This is a genomic window from Microbacterium arabinogalactanolyticum (assembly GCF_030268005.1).
Classification (GTDB): Bacteria; Actinomycetota; Actinomycetes; order Actinomycetales; family Microbacteriaceae; genus Microbacterium; species Microbacterium arabinogalactanolyticum.
Genome location: NZ_BRZC01000001.1, coordinates 1 through 22,884, shown reverse-complemented (window position 1 = coordinate 22,884; position 22,884 = coordinate 1). Strand labels below are relative to the sequence as shown.

21 protein-coding genes and 1 rRNA gene are annotated in these 22,884 nt (G+C 69.4%); 6 read left to right on the top strand and 16 right to left on the bottom strand.

The window, feature by feature from the left end; translation table 11 throughout:
- Window positions 1-67: 67 nt before the first annotated feature.
- Window positions 68-1,489: a GH1 family beta-glucosidase gene (locus MIAR_RS00110; protein ID WP_285629755.1), complete on the bottom strand. Its 1,422-nt coding sequence runs from the start codon at window positions 1,487-1,489 to the stop codon at window positions 68-70.
- Between the two features lie 75 nt (window positions 1,490-1,564).
- Here MIAR_RS00110 and MIAR_RS00105 point away from each other — a divergent pair, with 75 nt between their 5' ends.
- Window positions 1,565-2,083, top strand: a complete 519-nt coding sequence (locus tag MIAR_RS00105; RefSeq protein ID WP_285629753.1) for an adenine phosphoribosyltransferase — start codon at window positions 1,565-1,567, stop codon at window positions 2,081-2,083.
- 8 nt (window positions 2,084-2,091) lie between these two features.
- Here the strand turns inward: MIAR_RS00105 and MIAR_RS00100 are convergent, their stop codons facing one another.
- Entirely contained in the window at window positions 2,092-2,766 is a 675-nt protein-coding gene (locus MIAR_RS00100) for a MerR family transcriptional regulator (protein ID WP_285629751.1), read from the bottom strand.
- 309 nt (window positions 2,767-3,075) lie between these two features.
- Between MIAR_RS00100 and purS the strand changes: the two genes are divergently transcribed.
- Together purS and purQ are read left to right on the top strand one after the other, a co-directional pair.
- The gene (gene purS / locus MIAR_RS00095) at window positions 3,076-3,324 is read left to right on the top strand and encodes a phosphoribosylformylglycinamidine synthase subunit PurS (protein WP_285629749.1); all 249 of its coding nucleotides are present in this window, start codon (window positions 3,076-3,078) and stop codon (window positions 3,322-3,324) included.
- Window positions 3,321-4,028, top strand: coding sequence for a phosphoribosylformylglycinamidine synthase subunit PurQ (gene purQ / locus MIAR_RS00090; protein WP_285629745.1), 708 nt, complete (start codon window positions 3,321-3,323; stop codon window positions 4,026-4,028). Before purS ends, purQ begins: the two co-directional genes overlap by 4 nt.
- Window positions 4,029-4,271: 243 nt before the next feature.
- Here purQ and MIAR_RS00085 read toward each other — a convergent pair whose 3' ends face one another.
- Window positions 4,272-4,703, bottom strand: coding sequence for a DUF1761 domain-containing protein (locus tag MIAR_RS00085; protein ID WP_285629743.1), 432 nt, complete (start codon window positions 4,701-4,703; stop codon window positions 4,272-4,274).
- An 18-nt stretch (window positions 4,704-4,721) separates the two neighbouring features.
- On the opposite strand from MIAR_RS00085, the gene MIAR_RS00080 reads away from it, so the two are divergent.
- Window positions 4,722-5,219 carry a hypothetical protein gene (locus MIAR_RS00080; RefSeq protein WP_285629741.1) on the top strand — a complete coding sequence of 166 codons (498 nt, stop codon included), beginning with the start codon at window positions 4,722-4,724 and terminating at the stop codon, window positions 5,217-5,219.
- Window positions 5,220-5,260: 41 nt separating this feature from the next.
- Here MIAR_RS00080 and MIAR_RS00075 read toward each other — a convergent pair whose 3' ends face one another.
- From MIAR_RS00075 to MIAR_RS00055, 5 genes are read right to left on the bottom strand one after another with little or no spacing between them, the layout of a single operon-like run.
- Window positions 5,261-6,019, bottom strand: coding sequence for an SDR family NAD(P)-dependent oxidoreductase (locus MIAR_RS00075; RefSeq protein WP_285629739.1), 759 nt, complete (start codon window positions 6,017-6,019; stop codon window positions 5,261-5,263).
- 31 nt (window positions 6,020-6,050) lie between these two features.
- Window positions 6,051-7,361 carry an ATP-NAD kinase family protein gene (locus MIAR_RS00070; RefSeq protein ID WP_285629738.1) on the bottom strand — a complete coding sequence of 437 codons (1,311 nt, stop codon included), beginning with the start codon at window positions 7,359-7,361 and terminating at the stop codon, window positions 6,051-6,053.
- A gap of 5 nt (window positions 7,362-7,366) precedes the next feature.
- Window positions 7,367-8,977, bottom strand: a complete 1,611-nt coding sequence (gcvPB, locus tag MIAR_RS00065) for an aminomethyl-transferring glycine dehydrogenase subunit GcvPB (protein WP_285629736.1) — start codon at window positions 8,975-8,977, stop codon at window positions 7,367-7,369.
- Complete coding sequence (gcvPA, locus tag MIAR_RS00060; protein ID WP_285629734.1) at window positions 8,974-10,365, bottom strand: aminomethyl-transferring glycine dehydrogenase subunit GcvPA; 1,392 nt, start codon at window positions 10,363-10,365, stop codon at window positions 8,974-8,976. The genes gcvPB and gcvPA overlap by 4 nt, the downstream gene beginning before the upstream one ends.
- An 8-nt stretch (window positions 10,366-10,373) precedes the next feature.
- On the bottom strand, window positions 10,374-12,476 hold the full coding sequence (locus tag MIAR_RS00055) for a beta-galactosidase (RefSeq protein WP_285629732.1): 2,103 nt from the start codon (window positions 12,474-12,476) through the stop codon (window positions 10,374-10,376).
- A 122-nt stretch (window positions 12,477-12,598) separates the two neighbouring features.
- Here MIAR_RS00055 and MIAR_RS00050 point away from each other — a divergent pair, with 122 nt between their 5' ends.
- Window positions 12,599-13,255, top strand: coding sequence for a GntR family transcriptional regulator (locus MIAR_RS00050; RefSeq protein WP_285629730.1), 657 nt, complete (start codon window positions 12,599-12,601; stop codon window positions 13,253-13,255).
- 53 nt (window positions 13,256-13,308) lie between these two features.
- Here MIAR_RS00050 and MIAR_RS00045 read toward each other — a convergent pair whose 3' ends face one another.
- The 7 genes from MIAR_RS00045 to MIAR_RS00015 form a co-directional block, all read right to left on the bottom strand.
- Complete coding sequence (locus MIAR_RS00045; RefSeq protein WP_285629728.1) at window positions 13,309-14,202, bottom strand: carbohydrate ABC transporter permease; 894 nt, start codon at window positions 14,200-14,202, stop codon at window positions 13,309-13,311.
- Window positions 14,199-15,215 (bottom strand): carbohydrate ABC transporter permease, encoded by a 1,017-nt coding sequence (locus tag MIAR_RS00040; protein WP_285629726.1) that lies wholly within the window; start codon window positions 15,213-15,215, stop codon window positions 14,199-14,201. Before MIAR_RS00040 ends, MIAR_RS00045 begins: the two co-directional genes overlap by 4 nt.
- Window position 15,216: 1 nt before the next feature.
- Entirely contained in the window at window positions 15,217-16,536 is a 1,320-nt protein-coding gene (locus MIAR_RS00035; protein WP_285629724.1) for an ABC transporter substrate-binding protein, read from the bottom strand.
- Window positions 16,537-16,725: 189 nt separating this feature from the next.
- On the bottom strand, window positions 16,726-18,396 hold the full coding sequence (locus tag MIAR_RS00030; RefSeq protein WP_285629722.1) for an amylo-alpha-1,6-glucosidase: 1,671 nt from the start codon (window positions 18,394-18,396) through the stop codon (window positions 16,726-16,728).
- The gene (locus MIAR_RS00025; RefSeq protein ID WP_285629719.1) at window positions 18,396-19,337 is read right to left on the bottom strand and encodes a carbohydrate ABC transporter permease; all 942 of its coding nucleotides are present in this window, start codon (window positions 19,335-19,337) and stop codon (window positions 18,396-18,398) included. Before MIAR_RS00025 ends, MIAR_RS00030 begins: the two co-directional genes overlap by 1 nt.
- Window positions 19,334-20,299: a carbohydrate ABC transporter permease gene (locus MIAR_RS00020; protein WP_285629717.1), complete on the bottom strand. Its 966-nt coding sequence runs from the start codon at window positions 20,297-20,299 to the stop codon at window positions 19,334-19,336. Before MIAR_RS00020 ends, MIAR_RS00025 begins: the two co-directional genes overlap by 4 nt.
- 1 nt (window position 20,300) lies before the next feature.
- Window positions 20,301-21,617 (bottom strand): ABC transporter substrate-binding protein, encoded by a 1,317-nt coding sequence (locus MIAR_RS00015; RefSeq protein WP_285629714.1) that lies wholly within the window; start codon window positions 21,615-21,617, stop codon window positions 20,301-20,303.
- A 139-nt stretch (window positions 21,618-21,756) separates the two neighbouring features.
- Here MIAR_RS00015 and MIAR_RS00010 point away from each other — a divergent pair, with 139 nt between their 5' ends.
- Window positions 21,757-22,692, top strand: a complete 936-nt coding sequence (locus tag MIAR_RS00010; protein WP_285629712.1) for a 2-hydroxyacid dehydrogenase — start codon at window positions 21,757-21,759, stop codon at window positions 22,690-22,692.
- Window positions 22,693-22,804: 112 nt separating this feature from the next.
- Here the strand turns inward: MIAR_RS00010 and rrf are convergent.
- Window positions 22,805-22,884: ribosomal RNA gene (gene rrf, locus MIAR_RS00005) — 5S ribosomal RNA — on the bottom strand; the annotation flags it as partial.

Sequence of the window (22,884 nt, the reverse complement as noted above, 5' to 3'; positions counted from 1 at the left end):
TCTCGTTTCGGGTGGGCGACGCTTCGACAGGCTCAGCGACCCAGGTGTTTCGAAGACCCGTTGAGGGTCAGATCGCCCGGGCGGCGATGATGCGAGCGTACTCCCGTCCGCTCTCCTTGACGGTGCGCCGCTGGGTCTCGTAGTCGACGCGCACGATGCCGAAGCGCTTGGCGTAGCCCCAGGCCCACTCGTAGTTGTCCATCAGCGACCAGTAGAAGTAGCCGCGCACGTCGACGCCCTGCTCGATGGCGTCCAGCGTCGCCGCGACGTGATCGCGCAGGAACGCGACACGGCCGGCATCCGCCACCTCCCCGTCGCTCCCGACCACGTCGTCGTATGCGACGCCGTTCTCGGTGACGTACAGCGGAACGGCGCCGGAGTACTCGTCGGCGACGCGGCGGAGCAGCCGGGTGAGGCCGTCGGGCTGCACCTCCCAGCCCATGTCGGTGCGCGGCAGACCGCGCTCGACCCAGTGGATGTCCTCGTGCGAGGGGAACGGCGAGGCGGTCTCCCGCTGCTGGCCCGGCGTCTCGTGCGGGTCGCCCTCGCCGCCCGGCTGCGGATGCCCGGACAGCAGCTCGCCGTGGTAGTAGTTGATGCCCAGTGCGTCCAGCGGGGTGGAGATCACGGCGAGGTCGCCGTCATGCACCGCATCCTGCCAGTCGGAGACCGCGGCGGGGTCGACCGCGCGGATGTCGCGGACGATGTCGCTCGGATACTCCCCGAGGAAGAGCGGATCGAGGAACCAGCGGTTGAACTGTCCGTCGATGCGGCGCGCGGCGGCGATGTCGAGCGGATCGTCGGCATCGGCCGGGTCGGCGACGGTGAGGTTGAGCGTGATCCCGAGGTCGAGGTCCGCGTCGCGCGCGCGCAGCGCCTGCACAGCCTGGCCGTGTGCGAGCAGCAGATGGTGGGACGCGAGCAGACCGTCGCGGATGCTGGTGCGACCGGGCGCGTGCACGCCGGCGGTGTACGAGAGGAACGACGAGCACCACGGCTCGTTCATGGTGGTCCAGTGCTGCACGCGGTCGCCCAGGGCGTCGTGCACGCTGAGCGCGTACTCGGTGAAGCGATCCGCGATGTCGCGGACGGTCCAGCCGCCCTGCTCCTCGAGCGCCTGCGGCATGTCCCAGTGGTGCAGGGTCAGCCACGGCACGATGCCGGCGCCGAGCAGCTCGTCGACGAGCCGGCTGTAGAAGTCGAGGCCCTTCGCGTTGACCGCGCCACCGTCCGGCCGCACGCGCGACCACGACGTGGAGAACCGGTAGGTCTGCAGGCCGAGCTCCTTCATGAGCGCCACATCGCCGCGGTAGCGGTGGTAATGGCCGCAGGCGATGTCGCCGTTGTCGGCGTTCACGACCGCGCCGGGCACGCGCGCGAACGCGTCCCAGATGGACGCGGTGCGTCCGTCCTCGAAGGCCGCGCCCTCGATCTGATAGGCGGCCGTCGCGGCGCCGAACAGGAAGTCGTCGGGGAAGGATCGGGTCATCCTCTTATGATGCCACGACTGGCTGGGAGCGCTCCCATGCATGTCGCTCCGAGGTCGGTCCGGTACCCTTGGCGGGTGAATCCCGAACTGGCGCGCGCCGAGTCCCTGATCCGTTCGATCCCGGACTACCCGCAGCCCGGAATCCTGTTCCGCGACATCACCCCGCTGCTGGCCGATGCGCGGGCGCTGCACGCCACGACCGAGGCGCTCGTCGAGCCGTTCGCCGGCTCCTTCGACGTGGTCGCCGGCGTCGAGGCGCGCGGGTTCATCCTCGCCGGCGCTGCCGCGATCACCGCAGGCGTCGGCTTCGTGCCGATCCGCAAGGCAGGCAAGCTTCCGCAGCCCGCGGCGGCCGTCGACTACGCCCTCGAGTACGGCACCGCCACGATCGAGATGCACGACGACCTCCCGGCCGGCACCCGGATCCTGCTGATCGACGACGTGCTGGCCACCGGCGGCACGCTCGCCGCCGGCCGCACCGTGATCGAGAGCCTCGGCTACACGGTTGCCGGGATCAGCGTGCTGTTCGAGATCGAAGGACTCGGCGGGCGCGACGTGATCGGCGACCTGCACACGGTCTTCCGCTCCTCCTGACGGATGCGTCAGCCGCGCGCCGCGGGCGGCCGCGCGATGTCGGCGGGCGCCCTGCCCGCCTCGATCGCCGAGCGGACGGATGCCGCGGCGTGCGCCAGACTGCTCACCGCGACCAGCTGCCGTGCGCGGGCGTTGACGGCGAGCAGCATCCGCCTGGCCACCTCGTCGGCCGAGCCCTCGGGACCGAGCGCCGCGACATTGCGGCCGGCCAGCGGTTCCAGCGCGTCGGCGTACTCCATCAGCTCCTCGACGTCGTAGTCGAGACCGACCTCGGATGCCTGGGCGAGTGCGAAGGTGAGCCCGCGCTCGGCCGCCCCGGGATAGCCGCGCCAGTCGCGGCGGCGCATCAGCTCGTAGGTGCGCTCCCGGAATTCCGCGTACGCGGGGTCGTCGGCGATGCCCTCCGGGACGCCGAGCGCGAACGCCTGACAGGCGTTCATCACGTCCAGCGTCAGGACGCCCGGGGTGTCGATCAGCTCGGTCAGCGAGCGGATCGACGCGATCGACGCACCGTAGACATCGCGCATCACGAGGATGAGGCGGGCCCGATCGACATGACGCTGCTCGTACACCGCCGTGGTCGCGTTCTTGAGACGACCGGCGGGCATGATCCCCACCCGGATCCAGTGCTTGATCGTGGTGGTGCTGACGCCGCTGGTCGCCGCGAGCCTGCTGAGCTTCACATCCATCCCCTCCCCCGCGCCCGCACCTTGGAGAGTGGGGTGCAGATGCGCTCTCCACGATGCGCAGGCCGTGCGAAGACTCTAGCCTGCTGGGGAAGGGACTGCTCTCGATTGGGGGGTCACTCGTGAGCTGAGTGAGGACTGGGGAAACCTCGACTGCGGCCCGGGCGGAAACACTGAGGGGTGCGAAACCGCCCGGGCCCTCCTACCGCCCGCCGCACTCGGCATCCGTCTCCCCCGGGGCGGGAGCCCGGTCGGCGGGCGGTAGACTCTTTCCTGTTCCCGCCCGCGCGTTCCTGGAGGCCAGCCGTGCCCACCATCGTCGTCGACGTCATGCCCAAGGCCGAACTGCTCGACCCGCAGGGGAAGGCCGTCTCCGGCGCCTTCGCCCGGCTGGGCGTCGAGGGCTTCAGCCAGGTCCGCATCGGCAAGCGCTTCGAGCTCACCGTCGACGGTGAGGTCACCGACGAGCTGCTCGCCGAGGCCCGCCGCGTGGCCGAGGATGTGCTCTCCAACTCCGTGATCGAGGACGTCGTGGGCGTCGAGGTCGCGCAGTGACCGCACGCATCGGGGTCATCACCTTCCCCGGTTCGCTCGACGATCGGGACGCGCAGCGCGCGGTGCGCATCGCCGGCGCCGAGCCCGTCGCCCTCTGGCACGGCTCGCACGACCTCGAGGGCGTGGACGCGCTCGTCCTGCCCGGTGGCTTCAGCTACGGCGACTACCTGCGCTCCGGCGCGATCGCCGCGCTCTCGCCGATCATGGCCGAGGTCAAGGACGCCGCCGCGAAGGGCATGCCGATCCTCGGCATCTGCAACGGCTTCCAGATGCTCGTCGAGGCGCACCTGCTGCCCGGCGGCCTGATCCGCAACGACCACCAGCACTTCGTGCGCCGCGACCAGAAGCTCACGGTCGAGAACGCCACCACCGCCTGGACCAGCGAGTTCACGCAGGGCCAGGAGATCGTCATCCCGCTGAAGAACGGCGAGGGCGGCTACATCGCGGCGGATGACACGCTCGACCACCTCGAGGGCGAGGGCCTGGTGGCGTTCCGCTACGCGGGCGTGAACCCGAACGGGTCGCTGCGCGACATCGCCGGCCTCACGAACGAGCGCGGCAACGTGGTCGGCCTCATGCCGCACCCCGAGCACGCCACCGAGCCCGGCTTCGGTCCCGACACCGCGGATGCCATGCGCTCCGGCGTCGACGGACTGGGCTTCTTCACCAGCGCGATCGCCGCCGTGGCGGCCGTTGCGGCGTAACGCTCGCAGACACTCTCAGGCGGATGCCGGGCCCGTGCCCGGCATCCGCCTTCTGCATTTCGCGCACCGTCCGTTCTGAGACGCCGGTCGCAGCTTGTCTCAGAAAGCGCGGCTCCCCGGCATCCGCACCCGTCATTTCTGGAACACGACACGCGGCCGGTCCCAGAACCTGCCAGTCCCGGGCATCCGCGCCCGCACCTGTTGGGACACGAGCGCCGACCCGTCCCAGAAGCAGTGACCGGGTCAGATGCCGGCGGGCGGCCAGACGCCGATGATGATCGCCATCACGACGACCGTGACGAGCTCATGCGCGATGTTCAGCGTGGTCAGCTTCGTCGAGCGGCCCTCGAAGGCGTCGTGCGTGATGAAGCGCGCCGCCGTGAATCCGGCCCACAGCGTGACCGCCGTGACGAGCGAGGCCCAGAAGTACGAGCCGGTGTAGAAGTTCTGGGCGATGGTGGCGGCGCCGGCCAGCACCCACGCGGTGATGAAGCTCACGATCACCGTCGTGATCATCGGCCACAGCGGTCCGCGCGACGGCCTGTCCAGGTCGACGTGCGCGAGCGCCGCCCAGCGCGTGCCCATCACGCCTCGCGCGTACCAGATCGCGCCCACGATCATGCTCGACACCGTGGCGATCAGCACAGCCCAGTAGTTGATCTCGGGAACCGTCATGGCAGCCTCCTCGCTCCGATGCGCTCAGGCTACCGCGCACGGCAGAATACCGACATGACCGAAACGGACGATCATCTGCTCGGCCCCGGCCTGCTGCCGACGCCGTTCACCGCGGCCGAGATCCGTGCCTCCAGTCGTGGCGGTAAGGTGATCCGGCTGCTCGTGGAGTCCGCAGACGGCGGGAGCCATGAACGCCTGAATCGCTTCCGTGACGGTGACGATGACGGCGCGACCCTCGAACAGTGGCGGGCGGACGCCCCCGATGAGATGACGGCTCGGCGCGTCACCTGGCGGGAGCTGCAGGAGCATGCGGCCTTCCCCGCCGACAGCACGCAGGTCTCGTCTGAGGTCATTGCCCTACCGCTGGGAAGCCTGGAGTGCCTGCGCTATGACACGCAGCCGTCCGCGGGCGAACCGGGCGCAACCTTCTGGTTCGCCCTCGCCCATCCGGGCATGCCGGTGCGGTACGAGATCGGCGGACAGCGCACGACAGTGCTCAGCATCCGCCCCTCCTGAACGGGGCACGCCCGGAAGCCGGATGCTGAGCCGGGCGCGCGTCAGGCGATGCCGCCGCCGTCCACGACGAGCGCGGAGCCTGTCACGTACGACGCATCGTCGCTCGCGAGCCACACCACGGCGGCGGCGATCTCGCTCGGCTGGCCCATCCGGTTCAGCGGGCGCTCGGCGGCCTCGGCGAGGAAGCCCGCCTGATCCTGGCCGAGCTGCTTGGCCTCGTCGCGCAGCATCCCGGTGTCGACGTCCCCGGGGTTGACCGAGTTGACGCGGATGCCGTCGGGGCCGTGGTCGATCGCCAGCGCGCGGGTCATGTTCACGACCGCGCCCTTGGAGGCGCAGTACGAGATCGCCTGACCGCCGCCTTTGAGTCCCCACCCGGAACCGGTGTTCACGATGGAGCCGCCGCCGTTCGCCTTCATCACCGGCACGACGTGCTTGCACATCAGGAAGATGGCGCGCACGTTCACGCCGAACACCCGGTCCCACTCCTCGACCGTGGTCTCCACGGCGGTGGTGCGGCGGATGATGCCCGCATTGTTGAAGACCACGTCGATGCCGTCGAACGCCTCGTTCGCGGTGGCGACCACGCGGATGATGTCGTCCTCGCTGGAGACGTCGGCGCCGATCGCGATGGCGTTGCCGCCCGCGGCACGGATCTCCTCGGCCACGGCCTCGGCGGCCTCGGCGTTCAGGTCGACGACGGCGACCGAGGCGCCCTCCGCCGCGAAGGCGAGGGAGGTGGCGCGGCCGATGCCGCCCGCACCGCCGGTGACGATGGCCTTCTTGTTCTCGAGACGCATGATGGATCCTTCCAGGGAGTCGGGTTGTGGCTCAGAGGGCGAGGTCGGGCGCGGCGACAGCGTACAGGCTGCTCGTGCCGGGCCCGGTGACGATGCGGATGTGCCCGGCCAGGCGGGCGTCGAGCTCGGCGTCGCCGGTCTCGACGATCAGCGGCCGGCCGTGCAGGTCGATGAGCTTCTGCTCGGGGGCGACGACGAGCAGCGGGTCGTCGCCGAGGGCGCGGATGACGGATGCCGAGAGCTGCTGGTTGCCGCGCCCGAGCAGGAACCCCTGTCCGCCGATCACGGTGACCACGGCCTGTGCGGGCCCCAGCGCGACCTCGGCGAGCAGCTGCTCCTCGCTCGCGGAGGTGAGCACCCGCTGTCCGTCGAGCACCACGTCCACGCCCAGCGGGGATTTGCGGATGCCGAGCTGCCGGGCGACCTCGGCCGTCGTGCTGCCCGGGCCCAGCAGGTAGCGGGTGCCGGGCAGCATCCGCTTCACGACGCCGCGTGCGGCGGCGACGACGGCGTCCGCCTCGGATGCGGGGGTCGCGGCCTTGCGCGACTGGGTGCGTCCGACGCGGAAGGGCACGCGCAGCATGCCGTACAGCACGGGCTCCACGCGGGCATGCCGCATGGCCTGCTCGTCGACGTCGAGCACCTCCCGCTCGGCGGTCGGCAGCGCGCCGTCGATCCACTCGGCGGCGAGCGCGCCGGCCGCACGCGGACTGACCGCGAACACCGGGGAGTACATCTTCACGCCGGAGGGGATGCCGAGCACGGCCGGCGGGGGGACAGAACTCCGGAGATGCGTGCCGGAATCGACGGCCGAGCGCCTCTGGGAGCCGGAATCCGGATGCTTCTCCGGAGTTGTGGCGGCCAGGTCAGCCAGCCCCGCCACGGCATCGCGGAGGGTGCCGTCGCCTCCCGCCACCAGGATCAGGGTCACGCCGGCTGCGGCGAGCGCGGCGACGGCCGCGGAGGTGTCGGATGCCTGCGTCAGACCTCGCCCGAGAACAGGAGGATCGTCGAGAACAGGACGATCCACGCTGGAGTCTCCTGCTTCCGACGATCCTCCTGTTTCCGGAGACGGACAGGAGGCCTCGGATGCCGCGTACACGACCCAGGGCTCCAGCCCGGCGGCGCGCACGGCATCCGCCCCCATCGCCCCGGCCGCGGTCCCGACGACCAGCGACGGATGCCGGGATGCCAGCACCCGCAGTGCGATGGTCGCCCGCTCCTGTGCACGCGAGTGCGCGCCGCGCGAAGCCGCGAGGCGCTGCACGTCCGCGCCGTCGGAGCCGGCCAGGCCCGCGGGCCCGCCGACTCCGGCGACAGGGTTGACGACCAGTCCGATCACGACGTTCAGGCCACCGTCGACATCGCGGGCTCGTGCACGGCATCCGCACGCACCACGCCGAAGTACTTGCGCTGGTATGCGCGCCAGGTGATGGCCCAGCGCTCCGGATCGTCGAGATCGTCGTGGTGGGTGTGGTGCACGGTCTGGTTGTGCGGCGCGGTGCGCACGAGCTCGGGGTTCTCGCGCGCCTCCTGCGCGACCTGGGCGAGCGCGGCGACGTACTCGTCGAGCTCGGCCTTGGAGTAGCACTCCGTCGGCTCCAGCGTGAACGGCTGCGGCACGATGTACGGGTGGTGGCTGGTCCAGTAGTGGAAGCCGTAGTCCGCCATGCGGACGCCGATCTCCTCGGACGTGATGCCGGTCTCCTCGAAGAGCTCCTGCCACGAGTAGCGCACCTGCTCGATGCGGCGGCGTCCGACGGCGTACGGAGCGGATGCCCCGCGGATCTCGAGCACTCGCTTCAGCAGGTAGTTGTTGTTCAGCACCGCGATCTGCGAGGCCGACAGCATGCCCTCCGCGCCCAGCGACATGATCCAGGCGTAGGCGCGCACCACGTGCAGGATCACGCCGTGTGCGGGGGCCACGTGCCCGATCGACAGCTCGCCAGGCTCGCGGACCACGAACCGGCCTTCGACCTGCTCGACGCGCGGGCCGGGCAGGAACGGGGCGAGCGCCTCGCTGACCGCGTTGGCGGCCGCGCCGGGTCCGCCGCAGCCGTGCGGGGCCGAGAAGGTCTTGTGCAGGTTGAACTGGCACACGTCGAATCCGGCGTCGCGGGCGCGCGTGATGCCCAGGATGCCTGCGGCGTTGGCCTGGTCGTAGGAGGCCAGCGCACCGACCTCGTGCGCGGCGTCGACCCACTCCTTGATGGCGGGGTTGTAGATGCCGGTGTCCTCGGGGTTGGTGACCATGATGGCCGCGGTGCGCTCGGACAGCGCCGCCTTCAGCGCTCCCAGGTCGGGGTAGCCGTCGGCATCCGGATACACCGTGACGACCTTGTACCCGGCGACCTTCGCCGCCGCCGCGTTGGAGGGGTGGCTGAAGATCGTGGTGATGACTTCGTCGCGCTGCTCGCCCTCGCCGCGGGACTCGTGGTACGCGCGGATCATGGCGATGTTCGTCCAGATGCCGGCGGAGCCGCCCGGCGAGGCCAGCGAGACGGCGTCCATACCGGAGATCTCGGCCATCAGCTTCTCGAGCCGCCAGATCATCTCCAGTGCGCCCTGCGTGTCAGCAGGGTCCTGCGCGGGGTGGATCGCGCGCAGCTGCGGCACCTCGATGAGCTGGTCGTTGATCTTCGGGGAGTACTTGATCGTGCAGGTGCCCTGCCCGATGTCGACGTTCAGGTCGGAGCCGAGGTTCTCCTGGGAGAGGCGCAGGTAGTGCTTCAGCACGCGCATCTGCGCGATCTCGGGCAGTGCCGGCGGCTGCGGACGACGCATGCCCTCGGGGAGGTCGGCGACCACATCGCCCACGGCCTCTCGGACGGCGGGCTCCACCGGGGTGATCGCGATGCCGCGCTCACCCGGGGTGGACAGCTCGAAGACGATCGGCTCGTCCCAGCTGGCCTGCTGGAAGCGGCGCGGGCTGGTCTTGGGGGCGATGGGGAGGCTCATGCGACCTGCTCCTTCGTGATGTCGGATGCCGGGGAGACGACGGCGGCGAGTGCGTCGGCGAGCCGGTCGATGTCGGATGCGGAGGTGACGTCGGTGACGCAGACGAGCAGGGTGCGCTCGTCGACGACGACGCCGGGCTCGATGCCCTCGCGCCGCAGCGCGGCGACGGCGTCGCGCGCCGGGATGCCGTCGAGGTGGATGGTGAACTCCCGCAGGTGCAGGGCGTCATCGCCCAGGCGGATGCCGGGGATCGACGCCAGGCGCTGCTGGGCGTACCGGGTGCGGGCGAGCAGCAGCTCACCGTGCTCGCGCATGCCCTCGGGGCCCATCAGGGACAGGTACACGCCCGCGGCGATCCCCCACAGCGCTGCCGCGGTGCCGACCCACTCCTTGCCGTCCTCGCGATGCGCGAACGACGTGCGGTCGTAGGCGACATCGCCGAAGCCGTACTCGCCGGGGACGTCGGTGGACTCCAGCCCGAACAGCCGGGACGGCATCTCCATAACGAACCGCGGGTCGTCGTGCACCGCGATGAACCCGGCGTGTGCGCCGCCGAACCACTGGTGCAGACCCAACGACTGGATGTCGCCGGTGACGATGTCCGCGCCGTGCATCGCTGGCGGGGTGAGCACGCCGTAGCCGACGGGGTCGGTGCCGACCACGACGACCGCCCCGGCCGCGTGGGCGGCTTCGGAGATCTCGCGCAGTCGCGTCTCGACCGCGCCGGTGAAGCTCGGCGTCTCGATCCACACCGCGGCGACGTCGTCGCCCAGCGCGGCGGCGAGCGCGTCGAGGTCGGCGACGCCGCCGGCCGTGGCGACCGTCTCGACCTCGAGGTTCGCACGGACGTAGTCGACGACCTTGGACAGCTTCTCCGGCAGCACGTCGCTGAGCGCGAGCACGCGGCGGCGGCCGGTCATGCGGCCGGCCATGGCGAGCCCCGTCGCCGTGGCCTGATAGCCGTCGTAGGTGGGGACGTTCACGACGTCCATCGCCAGCAGCTCGGCCATGAGCGACTGGTACTCGAACAGAGCCTGGAACCGGCCGTGGTCCTCGTAGGGCTCGCCCGCGTAGGCGGTGAGGAACTCACTGCGGCGGATGACCTCGTCGACGACGGCGGGCACGTAGTGGTTGTAGGTGCCCGCCCCGAGGAAGCTGAGCCGCTCCTCGGTGCTGCGGTTCGCAGCGAGGATGCCCTTCACATGGCGCGCGAGGTCCTGCTCGGCCGGCAGCGGCGCCGGCACGTCGAGCAGCCGGCGCAGGCGCAGGTCCTCGGGGACGTCGGCGTAGAAGTCCTCGACGGATTCCGCGCCGACGGCGTCGAGCATGGCCTGCTTCACGGCCGGCGCCGTGTTGGGAATGTACGGGTGGACGAATGCTTCGGTCACGACATCCTTCATTCGGTGGGGTCGGTGGGGTCGGTCAGGGAGAGGAACGGGATCGCCTCCGCGTGCGGGGACGCGATCACCGCGGCGCCGTAGGCGCCGAGCTCGACGGTGCCCGAGGCATCCGCCCCGCTGAGCAGATCGGTGCCGGTGAGCAGATCGGTTCCGGATGCCGGCAGCTCGAACGCGAGGGGCGATGAGCCGTGGTTGAGCAGGAACGTGTAGTCGGTGCGGCCGTCCGTGCGGGTGACCGCCTCGGCGTCGACGTTCACGACGTCCCGTGCGGGCAGGCCCGAACTGCGCAGGATGTCGCGGAAGACCGGCAGCATCCCCTCGTGCGTGAGCATCGCGCTGACGTACCAGGCCGAGCCTGCGCCGACGGCGCGCCGGGTGACGGCGGCGCGACCGGAGAGCACGCCCGAGGCGTAGCATCCGCGCACCTCGACGTCGGCGTCCGCGTCGATCCACTCCGCCCAGCTGGGCACGTCGAGCAGGTCCTCGCCGTAGGCGATGCGCTCGAGAAGTCCGTCCGCGATCGGCCACTGCTCGTCGACCTCGATGCCGAGCAGATCGCGCAGCGGGCCGGGGGCGCCGCCGTCGTGCACCTTCTCGGTGGCGTCCACCACACCCGAGAACGGGCCGACCACCAGGTGGCCGCCGTTCTCGACGAAGGCGCACAGCGCCAGCGCCTGGGCCTCGTCGGCGATGTAGAGGTTGGGGACGACGACCACGTCGTAGCGGTCGAACGGGCCGGTGGCGCGCACCGCGTCGACCGGATGCCCGAGCGTATGGAGCGCACGATGCCAGGCGCGGGCCTGCTGGGCCCACTGCAGGCGCTGGGACGGCAGCGACTCGATCGCGCTCGATCCCCACCAGGAGTCCCAGTCCACGACCAGCGCGACGCGCGAGCGCACGCGGGTGCCGCGCACGGGCTCCAGCAGGCGCAGCTCGTTGCCGAGCGCCTTGGTCTCCTGGTAGCTGCGCGACCGCTCGCCGCGGTGGCCGAGCATCGAGGAGTGGAACTTCTCCTGGCCGTACTTGGCCTGGCGCCACTGGAAGAACATCACGCCGTCCGAGCCGTGCGCGACGGTCTGCAGGCTCTCCACGCGGATCTTCCCCGGGGCCTTCGGCACGTTGACGTCACGCCAGCTGGTGGCGCTCGCCGACGACTCCAGCAGCAGCCAGGGGCGGCCGCCCTTGAGCGAGCGCATCAGCCCGTAGTTGAGGGCGGCGCCCACGTGCGAGGTCGGGTCGGCGGGCTCCGGGTAGGCGTCGTCGGTGACGATGTCCTCGCGCTCGGCGAAGTCCCAGTAGTCCAGGTCGCGGAACATGCTCATGAAGTTGGTCGTCACGGCGATGCCCGGGGTGACCTCGCGGAGCACGTCGATCTCGACCTGGAAGAGCTCGAGCATGGCGTCCGACGAGAACCTCTCGAAGTCCAGCAGCTGGGTCGGGGTGATCGGGCCGGGTGCCTTCTTCGGCGTCTCGATGTGCTCCCACGACGTGTAGCGCTGACCCCAGACGTTCACGCCCCAGGCCTCGTTGAGGCCGTCGAGGTCGCCGTAGCGGTCCCGCAGCCAGCGGCGGAAGTGGCGGGCCGACTCGGGGCACCAGCAGCGGGAGACGTGGTCGCCGTACTCGTTGGAGATGTGCCACATGGCAAGACCCGGATGCTCGCCGTAGCGCTCGGCCATGGCGCGGGTCATGCGCGCGACGTTCTCACGCCAGATCGGCGAGGACGGGCAGTAGGTCTGGCGCGAGCCGAACTCGAGCCGATGCCCCTCGGAGTCGGAGGGGCCCATCTCAGGATGGGCGCGCAGCAGCCACGACGGCGGGGTCGCGGTCGCGGTCGCGAGGTCGATGCGGATGCCGGCCTCGTGCAGCAGGTCGATGATGCGGTCGAGCCAGCCCCAGTCGTACACGCCGGGCTCGGGCTCGAGCTGAGGCCAGCTGAAGATCGGCAGGCTCACCATGGTGACCCCGGCCTCCTTCATGAGGCGGATGTCCTCGTGCCACGTCTCCTCCGACCACTGGTCGGGGTTGTAGTCGCCGCCATAGGCGAGAGCATCGATCCGAACCTCCCGGATGCGCTCGTCGTCGCGGTGCTGGGTCACGAGGACTCCTCTCTGAGATGCTTCGCCAGAATCACTGTTCAATGTATTCTGTATACAGCAAGCGTATGCCGAACGATGGATCGGGTCAAGCTCTAAGCTGACGCAGGGGAAGGGGCCACAACATGGCGATCGAGCGCAAGAATCTCCGCTCACAGGTACGCGAGGAGCTCCTCGCGCGAATGCGCACCGGCCTGGTCAGCCCGGGCGAGAGCATCAACGAGGTGCAGCTGGCCGGGGAGCTCGGAGTCAGTCGCACCCCCCTGCGCGAAGCGCTGATCGCCCTCGAGTCCGAAGGACAGATCACCAGCGAGAACGGCAAGGGCTTCCGCTTCGTGCCGCTCAGCGCCGGCGAGTTCGAGGACCTCGCCCCCGTCATGGCGACCCTCGAGAGTCTCGCGCTCGAGCTCTCCCCCGTCGAGGACCTGCGCCGCGTCGGCGCGCAGCTGGTCGAGATGGCCGAGGCGTTCACCGACGAGCACGTCGAGCACGCGCTCGTGATGACCAAGGACGACGAGTGGCACGCGCTGATGCTGTCGGTGTGCCCCAACAAGCGGCTGATCGACGTGATCGAGAGCGTGCGCGGTTCGTTCCACCGCTACGAGGCGCTGCTGGTCGCCGATGACGTCAAGGTCGACCGCGTGGCCGCCGAGCACGCCGCGATCGCGCACGCCCTCGCCGCCGGCGACGTGCCGGCAGCCGTCGAGGCACTCAAGGCCAACTGGATGCACGGCATGCGCCGCATCCTGGAGAACTCCTCCAGCGCCTACTTCTCCGCCTGACGCGGACGACGCAGGGGGCGGATGCCGAACGGAATCCGCCCCCTGCGCAGTTCTCAGCCCTTGACCGCGCCGCCCAGCAGACCCGCGACGAACTGCTTCTGGAACACCAGGAACAGCACGAGCAGCGGCAGTGTGGCCAGCAGAGAGCCCAGCATCAGACCCGAGTAGTCGACCCGGCTCAGGCCGATCATGGTGTTCAGAGCCACCGGGATCGTGTACTTGTCCTCGGTGTTCAGCATGAGCAGCGGCCAGATGAAGGAGTTCCACTGGCTGATGAACGTGTAGATGATCAGCGCCGCGATCTGCGGCCGCGCGACCGGCAGCACGATCCGGTAGAAGGTGCGCAGCTCGGATGCCCCGTCGATCCGGGCCGCCTCGATGAGGGTGGTCGGGAAGTCGAGGAATCCCTGGCGCATCAGGAAGATGCCGAAGGCGTTCGCCAGGAACGGCACGATCAGCGCCTGGTAGGAGTCGATCCAGCCGACGCTCGCCATCATCTGGAACAGCGGCACCAGCAGCACCTGCATCGGGATCATCATCGTGACGAGGATCACGCCGAGCAGCACCCCGCGACCGCGGAACCGGTACGTGGCGAGGCCGTAGCCGCACATCACGCTGACGATCGTGCTGAACAGCGTGTAGATGACGGCGACCAGCACGCTGTTGAGCATCACCTGGCCGAAGCCGACGCTCTCCTGCAGACGGCCCAGGTTCTGCCAGAACTCGCCGCCGGGCAGCAGCGGGAGCGGCGTGACGAACAGGTCGGAGGTCTTGTGCGTGGAGGCGATGACCATCCACAGGAACGGCACCAGGGCGAGGATGCCCGCTCCGGCCAGGAGCAGGTACACGGGTCCGCGCAGGATCATCTTCCTCGCGAGCGGCTCGCCGCTGCGCGCGGGTGCGCCGGTGCGCGGAGCCCGGCCGGTGGTGATCAGCTGCGTGCTCACGGCTTCTCCCTCATGATGCGGAACTGCACGGCGGCGATGATCGCGGTGAGGATGACGAGCATCCAGGCGATCGCGCTGGCGTAGCCGAAGTCGAACTGCTGGAACCCGATCTTGTACAGGTACAGCACGGGGGTGAGCGTGGCGTTGTTGGGACCGCCACCGGTCAGGATGAAGTTCTCGTCGAACAGCTGCAGCGCCCCGATGGTGGACGTCACGCTCGTGAAGATCAGCACCGGCCGCAGCTGCGGGACGACCACGTGCCAGAAGGTCTGCCATCGGCCTGCGCCGTCGATCCGGGCGGCCTCGTACAGCTCCTGCGGGATGGCCTGCAGGCCCGCCAGGATGATGACCATGTTGTAGCCCGTCCAGCGCCAGGTGATCGAGGCGATCACGGCCACACGCGCCCATAGCTCGTTGTTGAGCCAGTCGATGGGCGCCACCCCGAACACGGCGAGCGCCTGGTTGAGCAGACCGCCGTCGGTGGTCATGATCACGCGGAACACCACCGAGTACGCCACGAGTGTGGTGATCGCCGGCAGGAAGGTGATCAGGCGGAAGCCGGAGCGGAAGCGCAGCCAGGCCCGGTTGAGCAGATACGCCAGCCCCACCGCGAGCGCGATCATGATCGGGACCTGCACCACCAGGATCAGCAGGGCGTTGCCCAGGCTCTTCAGGATGAGCGGGTCGCGCAGCATCCGCGCGTACTGGTCGAAGCCGACGAATGTCGAGACGCCGCCGGAGGTCTTGAAGAAGCTCTGCAGCAGCGAGACGGCGAGCGGATACGCGAAGAAGATCAGCAGCAGCGCCGCCGCCGGCAGCGCGAACCACATGCCGGGGCGCTGCATCCGGTTGGCGAAGCGCCGCCCGGATCGTGAAGCGGTCGGGACTCCGGATGCTGCGGGCGCGGATGCCGCGGCGGCGGATGCCGCGGCATCCATGGCACCGGCATCCGGCCCGGCGCCGGGGCCGCGACGGCGTGCGCCGCGACCCCGGGTGGTGCTGTCGAGGGACATGTCAGCCGGCGATCTTCCGACCGGTCGAGTTCGCGATCTGCTTCGCCGCGTCGTCGAGCGCCTTCTTGGGGTCCTCGCCGTTCAGCACGGCTGCCGCGACCGCGTTGGACACCGCATCGGCGGCGACCGACTGGTCGGATGTGAACGTGATCGAGGGGATCTTCGGCGTCAGTTCGGCGAACGTCTGGAACACCTTCTGGCCGCTGAAGTAGTCGCTGGACTGCTGGAAGTAGTCGGACTTCAGCGCCGGCAGGTACGCTGGGAACAGGCCCTCGTCCTTCATCATGCTCGCCTGGTTGTCGGTGTTCGCGAGCACGAACGCCATGAAGTCGGCCGCGAGCTGCGGGTTCTTCGCCTGCGCGGGGATCGCCATGCCGGATCCGCCGTTGTTGGACGTGGGGGCACCGCCGTCGGCGAAGACCGGCAGGTCGCGCACGGCGTACTTCCCGGACAGCTCGGGCGCCTCGCCCTCGAGGGTGCCGATCCACCAGACCGCCTCGGGCGTGACGGCGGAGTCGCCGTCCTTGGCGCTGGTGACACTGGCATCCCAGCCCTTGGCGTTCTTGATCAGGCCCTTCTGCTGCATGGTCTGCAGAAGCGCGAGGGTCTGCACGGCCGCGGGGCTGCTGACGGCGATGTCGCCGTTCTCGTCGAACAGCCCCTGACCCTGCTGCTGCAGCATCATCGAGAACGGTCCGCCCGAGGACAGATCGGCGGTGAGCAGCGTGTGGCCGGTCTTCGCCTTGATGGTCTCGCCTGCGGCGACGAGATCGTCCCAGGTCTTCACGGATGCCGGGTCGATGCCCGCGGCCTCGAAGTAGTCGGTGCGGTAGAACAGGCCGACCGTGCCGGAGTCCCACGGCGCCATGCGCAGCGCGCCGTCCTTGTCGGTGCCGGTGTCCCACTTGAACGGGTCGAAGTCCGCCTTCTCGTCGCCGAGCACCGGCGTGAGGTCGGTGAAGCCCTTCGGGAACTGCGTGATGTAGCTCTGGTTCTTGTCGGTCTCGAGCGTGATGACGTCAGGCAGGCCCGTGCCGGCCTGCAGTCCGACGGAGATCTTGTCGTACGCGTTGTCGTAGCCGATGTCGACGACGGTGATCTTGGTGCCCTTGTGGGCCTTCTCGTAGTCCGCCCCGAGCCGCTTGAGCGCGGTGGCCGCGACATCCCACGACCAGATGGTGATCTCGCCGGTGGCGGCCCCGTCCTTCTTCAGATCGCCGCCCGCGCCGGCCGGCGCACCACCGCCGAAAGCGCAGCCAGACAGGGCCAGCGCTGCCGTCGCCGTGACGGCGGCAGCCCACATACCGCGTCGCTTCATCATGACCTCCTCGTCACACACCAAATTGGATATTGAATACAGTACACGGATGGTGACGATAACACCAGGATGGACGCCCGAGCCGGGCGCGCACGGAAAGGGGGCCGACGCGCCAGATGTCGGACGGTTTCGCGGGAAACGTCCGTGATCTGGCGTGTCGGCCCCCGGAGTGGAGCCGGACCGCGGGCCGGGTCAGCTGAGCGCGACGGCGAGGTCGATGAACAGCGCCGCCGACCAGCCGAAGGCGGTGGTCGCGCGCTCGGCCTTCATGCCGGTGTGCGGGTTGTAGTACTCGTGCGGTCCGCCGCCGTGCACGACGAGGCGCACGGTCTGCTCGCGCAGCTCGCGCGCCCGTTCCGGATACCCGGACGCCTCGAGGCCCTCAGCGACGAGAGCGCTGGTGTTGATCCAGATCGGACCGCGCCACATGCGCTCCGGCGAGAAGTCGGGATCGGATGCTGCGACCGTCGGCAGTCCCCACTCCAGTGCGTAGCGCGCAGGATCATCGACGGCGGCGCGGAGCGCGTCGCGGATACCCGGCTGCAGCGTCCCGGTGCGCAGCGGCATCAGGCCGACGACCGTGTCGGAGCGGATCTGCTCCCCTGCGCCCCGAGCGAGGAAGCGTCCGGTCGCGGCATCCCACATCTCGTCCAGCAGTCCCTGCGTGCGCTCGGCGCGCTCGAGGAAGCGCGTCGTCTCCGCATCGGGCTCGTACCGTCCCAGCAGGCCTGCGATCTCGCGGTCCTGGCACACGAGGTACGCGCCGAGATCGGGGGCGGCCGTGGGGATCGGGCCGTCGAAGATCGGACTGTCGTCCAGACCGGAGGAGTACGGATGCCCGTACTCCGGCATCCCGTCGCCGTCCAGATCGGAGCCGGCGAACCACCAGTCCTGGGAGCGGATCACGCGCTGCAGCTGCTCGCGGGCCCACTCCGGGGAGTCCTCGGCCTCGAGCACCTTGCGCAGCGCCCAGGCCGCCAGCGGCGGCTTGGTCAGCGGGACCGGCTTGGAGGGATCGGCGATCTGCGAGCCCGCCCGCCGCAGGTTGGCCCGGTCGCTCTCGGGCAGATCGTCGCTGGTGGCCAGGATCCCCTGCTCGTGCACCACGTCGGGCAGCTGGCCGTCGGAGCTCGGGAAGCGGAACGCGATCTCGAGCTGCTCGCGAGCGAGCTCCGGGTCGCCGTGCCGGAGGCCGACGGCGATGAAGTAGGCGTCCCACTGCCACAGACCCACGTAGCCGATCTTCGACGGCACCACCGCACGGGCATCGCCCAGCGAGGGGAGTTCGACGATGTTCGCGCCGAGCACCCACCAGCAGAAGGCCGCCATCTGCTGCAGGTCGTCACGCACCCGCGGGCAGTTCGCGAACCAGTCCAGCCACTCCCGCTCGCAGGCGGCGAGCGCGGCCGGGTGATCGCCGGCTTCGACGGTGACGGAGCGGTCGGGGGCCACGCGGATGCGGATCCCCGTTCCGGAGAGCGGATGCTGCTCCTCCCGGCCATCCGGATGATTCAGCGTGACGCGCACGCCTTCGACGCCGGCGATGCTCAGCGCACCGGAGCCGTCGAAGGTCAGCGTGGCCGACGCATCGCCGGGGATCCGTCCGAAGGCGATGCGGTGCGGAAGCACGTCGGTCACCGGGAGCGCCTGCCCGGCGGCATCCGTCACGACGACCGCATCCAGCACCCGGCAGGCGCTGAGCCGCTTCTCGTACTCGGAGGTGTGCACGCGCACGCCCTCGCCGTCCTCTGCCCGGAACACCAGCACGCGGGAGCGCGGCAGGGTGAACGGCGCGGTCACCAGGTCGAGGTGGCGCCCGGCGAGGGCGGCGAGCTCAGCGGCATCCGTCACAGCATCCGCCATCACCGACCTCCCAGCCCCGACGCCGCCATGCTGTTGAGGATCTTGCGCTGCCCGATCACGAACACGATCAGCATCGGTACCGTCGCGATCGCGGATGCCGCCATCACCATGCCGTAGTTGATCGACCCATGCTGGCTCTCGAACGAGGTGAGCAGCAGCGGGACCGTGAACAGGTCGGGCGAGTTCAGCAGCACGAGCGGGAACAGGAAGGCGTTCCAGACACCCAGCGAGGTGATGATCGCCAGTGCCGCCAGGCCGGGGCGCAGGTTCGGCAGCACCACGCTGAAGAAGATGCGCAGACGACCGGCGCCGTCCACGAGCGCGGCCTCCTCGAGCTCCTTCGGCAGCGACAGCACGAACTGGCGCATGAGGAACACCGCGAACGGGTTCGCGATCATCCCGGGCACGATCAGCGCCAGGTGCGAGTCGACCCAGCCCAGGTTCGACATGAGCAGGTAGAACGGGATCAGCGTCACCTGGGCGGGGATCATCTGCGTCGCGAGGAACACGATGAACAGCACCCTGCTGCCCCTGAACTTGATGCGCGCGAACGCGTAGCCTGCCATCGACGCCGTGATGAGCGTGCCGACCACGACGAGCAGCGTGATGTACGCACTGTTCAGATACGCCTGCCCGAAGGGCACGGCCTCCCAGGCATCCGTGTAGTTCTTGACCGTCCAGGGGTTGGGCAGGAACTCGAGCGGATTCTGCAGCAGCTGCGGCAGCGTCTTCAGCGAGGTCAGCAGCATCCAGATGAACGGGAACACCATGGAGATGCCCGCGAGGATCAGCAGCACGTGCAGCACAACCGCCCCGGCGCGGCGGCGGCCGGCGCCGCCGGGGCGACGCGGCTTCGATCCGGGCGCGACGATGGCGATCGTCGAGTCGGTCGCGGGTGCGCGGCCTCCGTCGGTCAGGCGGGGAGTGGCGGTGGCGCTCATGCGGGATCGTCCTCGTAGTGCACGAACTTCTTCTGGGCGGCGAACTGGATCGCCGTGATGATGAGCGTCAGGACCAGCAGGATGATGCTCGCCGCGCTCGACGGGCCGAACTCGAAGCGCCCGAAGCCGAGGTCGTAGATGTGATAGACGATCGTGCGGGTGGCGTTGTCGGGTCCGCCGCCGGAGACCAGCACGTAGACGATGTCGAACGTCTGCAGCGACGAGATGAACGCGATCACCGACGAGAAGAACACGATCGGGGAGAGCAGGGGGAGGCGGATGCTGACCAGCAGGCGCACTGCGCCGGCGCCGTCGATGCGCGCGGCCTCGATCACCGAGGGCGAGATGTTCTGCAGGCCGGCCAGGAAGATCACGACGTTCAGGCCGAGCGACGACCAGATGGTCACGATGCAGACGGCCAGCAGCGCGAGCCGCGGGTCCTGCAGCCAGTTCGGCGGATCGATGTGGAAGATCTTCGCGATGGTGGTGGAGAGCACCCCGTCCACGCGGAACATCTGCTGCCAGATCATCGCGATGGCGACCGTGGCGGTCACCACCGGCGAGAAGAACAGCACCAGGTAGAGGGCACGGGTCTTCAGACGCTCCAGGGCGACGGCGACGACCACCGCCAGGCCGAGGCCGATCGGCACGGTGATCAGGGCGATCAGCAGGGTGTTCAGGATCGAGCGCCCCAGCAGCGGGTCCTGCAGCTGGTCGACGAAGTTGTCGAAGCCGACCCAGCTCAGCTCGCCGAGGCCGTCCCAGCTCGCGAACGCCAGCACGAGGCTCGCGGCGAACGGCAGCACGACGAACAGTCCCATGCCGATGAGCTGCGGCCCGACGAAGACGTAGCCCCACATCCGGTCGCGGCGGCGCCAGGCCGCCTCCTTGCGCAATGGCGGAAGGGCGGATGCCGCAGGGGTGGCCTGCGGCATCCGCTCCGCCTCAGTGAGCTGAGTCATGCTACTTCTTCGCCGACCGATCCTCGACCAGCTTCGCGACGGCGTCGAGGCTCTGCTGCGCGTCGGTCTTGCCCTCGTAGAGCTTCTGGAACTCCTCGCTGATCGCGACGGGCAGGCCCGGGATCTGCGCCTCGGCGGGGTAGTCCTCGAAGCCGATGTCGCGCATGTCGAGGAAGGTCTGCGCGTGTGCGGGATAGTCGTCCTCGAGCACGACCTCGTCGGCGCCCTTGATCGACGGCACGGCGTTTCCGCCGCCCTTCAGGCGGAAGATCTGGCCCTCGGCCGAGAGGAACTCCGTCCAGAAGGTGAAGGCCGCATCCTTGACCTTGGTCTTGCCGTTGATGGCGAGGAAGCTGGTGGCGACACCGGTGGGCGCGGCCTTGCCGTCGGGCGTGGGCCAGCGGACGATGTCGTAGGAGTCCTGCACGCCGGCGGACTTCACGGTGCCGATCGTGTAGCGCCCCTGCACGAAGAAGCCCGCCTTGTGCGTGACGAAGACGCTGTCGGCGCCCGCGCCGTCGGGCAGGGTGTCGGCGACCACGAAGGTGCCGTCCTGGAACAGGCCGCCCAGCTGCTTCATGGCGGCGACGGTGCCGGCGTCCTTGTTGCCGACGAACTCACCGCTGTCGCTGTACGGCGAGGCGACGCCCTGCGACGAGAGCCAGCTCCAGTGCGTGGCCCAGTAGTTCCAGAACATCGAGCCGGTCAGCTTCTTGTCGTGCAGCTTCGCGTTCATCTCGAGGTACTTGTCGGTGGTCCACTCGCCGTTCTCCGCGAGCGTGGCCGGGTCCTCGGTGATCCCGGCGGTCTTCAGCGCCTCCTTGTCGTACCAGAGCACGTCGGGGTTGGAGTCGTTGGGGGCGGCGTAGATCTCGCCGTCGTTCTCGGCGGCGCCGAACAGGCCCGGGAAGAAGTCGTCGACCTTGGTCTTGCTGTCCTTGGACTCCATCAGCGACTTCAGCGGCATCAGGCGCTTGGATGCCACGAACTGGCCGATCATGTCGTCGCCGACGTAGAAGACGTCGGGGGCCGTGTTGCTGGTCAGCTGCGCGAGCAGCTTGGAGTGGTAGTCGCCGTAGCCGGCGACGGGCTGGAACTTGACCTTGATGTCGGGGTGCCGCTTCATGAAGTCCGCGTTGAACTCCTTGTAGCGGGTGAGCTCGTCGGCGCTGCCCCAGGTCGACCAGACGACCGTGGAGTTGCCCGCGGAGTCGACGCCGCCGCCTCCGCCTCCGCCACCGCTGCACGCGGCGAGGCCCAGAGTCAGCGCGGCAACCGCAATGCCGGCGAGGTACTTCCGTTTCGTCGAGCGGGCCATGCCGCCACCTCTTTCATCCTTGGAAGAGCCGGGATTCCGGCAGATTCGATCGCTTAGTATTCTGTATACAGAACACAGAAAAGTCAAGGGGCGTGACCATAACGAGATCGTCCTGCGGCGCCGGGTCTATCGTCGAACCATGCCGCTTCTCGTCACCGTGCCCAACGAACGTCTTGCCACGAACATCGGGGAGGTGCCGGCCGACGTCGACCTTCGGGTCTGGGACATGCGGTCTCCGGCCCCGGCGGACCATCTCGACATCGTCGTCCCACCGTACATGGGCTCGACCGGCTCGCTGGAAGCGCTCGAGGGCCTCAGCGTGGGGCTCGTGCAGAGCCAGTCGATCGGCTACGACGGGGTCGACGAGATCCTACCCGCAGGCATCCCGTTCGCGAATGCGGCGAGCGTGCATGAGACGGCGACCGCCGAGCTCGCCGTGGGGCTGATGATCGCCGCCCAGCGCCAGTTCCCGCGCTTCGCGGCCGCGCAGCAGCGCGGGGAGTGGGCACCGGTCTTCGCCGACAGCCTGGCCGACCGACGTGTGCTGCTGGTCGGCATCGGCGGGGTCGGAAAGGCCATCGCCCAGCGCCTGGCGCCCTTCGAGGTGAGCATCACAGCCCTGGCGCGCAGCGCCCGCAGGGAGCAGGTCGAGGGTCTCGGCGATGTCGCCGTGCACGGCATCGATGAGCTGCCTGCGCTGCTACCGGATGCCGAGATCGTCGTTCTGAGCCTGCCGGGGAATGCGGAGACGCACCACCTGTTCGACGAAGCCATGATCGCACGGATGGCGCCCGGCGCCCTGCTGGTGAACGTCGGGCGCGGCCCGCTGGTCGACACGGATGCCCTGCTTCCCGCCCTGCAGGAGGGCAGGATCCGTGCGGCGTCGGACGTCTTCGAGCAGGAACCGCTCCCTGAGGGGCATCCGCTCTGGAAGGCGCCGAACCTGATCATCTCGCCGCACAACGGAGGTGCGGCCACCGCGATGAACCCGCGGATGGCGCGACTCGTGCGCGCCCAGATCGAGCGGATGCTGGCGGGCGAAGAGCCGCTCAACGTCGTCATCCCGGCGCGTTGAGACGGCGGGGAGTGGGGCTGCGAAGCAGTCCCTCTCCCCGGCGGCTCGACGCCGACGGGACGCGTTAACGCAAAAGAGCCACCCAGCAATGGGTGGCTCTTTCACAGAAGAAGTCCGGCGGTGTCCTACTCTCCCACAGGGTCCCCCCTGCAGTACCATCGGCGCTGTGAGGCTTAGCTTCCGGGTTCGGAA